The organism is Poseidonocella sp. HB161398 (assembly GCF_005870025.1).
Classification (GTDB): Bacteria; Pseudomonadota; Alphaproteobacteria; order Rhodobacterales; family Rhodobacteraceae; genus Mangrovicoccus.
Window position 1 is genome coordinate 1 of the sequence record NZ_VATA01000204.1, and the last position, 1,751, is coordinate 1,751.

The following is a 1,751-nucleotide window of genomic DNA, read 5'->3' on the forward strand; positions in this document are numbered from 1 at the left end:
GTAGTAGGTCTCGGATTTCCAGCCGCCCTGCAGCACGTCCGCCTCCGGCGTGCCGGTAATGATCGTGTCGTCGACATCGAAGACATAGACCGGATCGACATTGGCGATCGGAGCGAAGAGGTCCAGCACGAAGCCGCCGCCGGGCAGCGCCTCGATCTCGGGGTCACTGTACCAGTAGGTGTACGAGGAGGTCCCGCCGTCATAAGTGTAGCCGCCCTCAGCCAGCGTTACGATGCTGCCTTCGCGCGTCCCGTCGGACGAGAAATACTGCCCCTGGATCAGCGAGTTGACCACGCGTTCCTGGTCATCGGTCACGTAGCGCGTCCAGGCGGCAAGATAGCGCCCGTCGCCGAGCGCCGCGACGGTGATATCATCCAGCATATCGGTGTTCCGCGTGTCGGAATCGTAGAAATCGTCGAGCAGCATGTAGTCCGAGAGCGTGCCGTCGGCAGCGCGGAAGCGGGCATAGTAATTGAAGGCCTGCCGCGCCACGATCAGCGTTCCGCCATCGGCCTGCGAGGCGGCGGCAGGATCGCGGATGTCCGTGTCGGTAATGCCCGTGTCGCTGTTCAGCATGATGTCTCTGCCGTCCATGATCTCGATATCGCCGCCGACCTGGCTGCCATCGGCCGCGAAGAGCTGGGCATGGATGTTGTCATCGCTGCTGAAGTAGCCTTGCGTGGGGCTGCGGTCGATTTCCCACCATGTGGCCAGGAAGGTCCCGTCCTCCAGCGCCACCAGATCGGGATCGAAAATGCGGTCGTTGTAGCCGATGGCCTCCGTGCCCACGTCGTCGTTGAAGGCGTCGATCTCGAAGCTGTCCCCGGCCGGAGTTCCGTCCGCCTCGAGGATCCGGCCGTAGGCGCCGTAGCGGCCGTCATGCTGGTTGATGCCGGCATTGTCGTTGGTGCTGGCATGCCAGGCCGCGACCAGCCGTCCGTCCGACAGTTCCTCGAGATCGGCGTTGTTCCAGATGTTGTTGGAGCTGGCACCGATCACCACGGGATCCGCTGCTGCACTGCCATCGGCGTTGAAGGCCTGGCCGGTCAGCGAATAGAGCCCGGTCGCGGAATCGTAGCTGTTCCAGGTCACGAAGAAGCCGCCGCCCGAGAGGGCCGTCGCCTCGACGGACATGGGAGGGCTGGAGGTCGAGGATTTCGCAACGAGCTCCGTTAAGCTGTCCGCCCAGGTCCCTCCCGCGGGCCGGATCAGTGCCGAGATCGAGTAACTGCCATCGATCCGCGCTGTGCTGATATGCACGATGGTGCCATCCGCCAGTACGACCGAGCCGTAGTTGTTGCTATTTCCTACGGAGCCGAAACTGCCGGTCAGCAGGTCAATGGTCTCATCGGTGACAATGTACTCTGTCGTCATGGAATATCCTGTTCGCTACGGGAGGCTTCTGCGCCTGCCTGGCTAGATTCGCATTAAAGTTAATTAATTCACGGTTAAACTCGAAGAACAGGTTGGATCAATGCGCGCTTTGGCCGCCGCTCCCTGCGGAGGTGGCCTCGCGGCGGCCGGGATGGCGCAGTTGTTCCGGGTGACGAAGCGGACGGTTGACCTTCGGCTCGTGGAAGCAGGCCCTGGCGATGCCTGCCCGGAGGTTGTCGCAGACCAGCTGCGCGGGCACGCCGCCGAAGAACTCCAGCATCCGGACATGGGCGCCGATCCAGTCGGACAGGCCCTGTGTCCAGACCGCCTCGACATAGGTGTAGCTCGAGGCGCCGAGCACCCCGACGAAGATCTGC

The 1,751-nt window shown here is 63.0% G+C and carries 1 protein-coding gene and 1 pseudogene; both read right to left on the reverse strand.

The features are described from left to right. Nucleotides 1-1,374, reverse strand: a 1,374-nt coding sequence (locus FGX59_RS36725; RefSeq protein WP_138473462.1) for a hypothetical protein, incomplete at its 3' end; no start/stop codon positions are given. Between the two features lie 181 nt (nt 1,375-1,555). Then, nucleotides 1,556-1,751: pseudogene (locus tag FGX59_RS36730) on the reverse strand (IS21 family transposase); the annotation flags it as partial.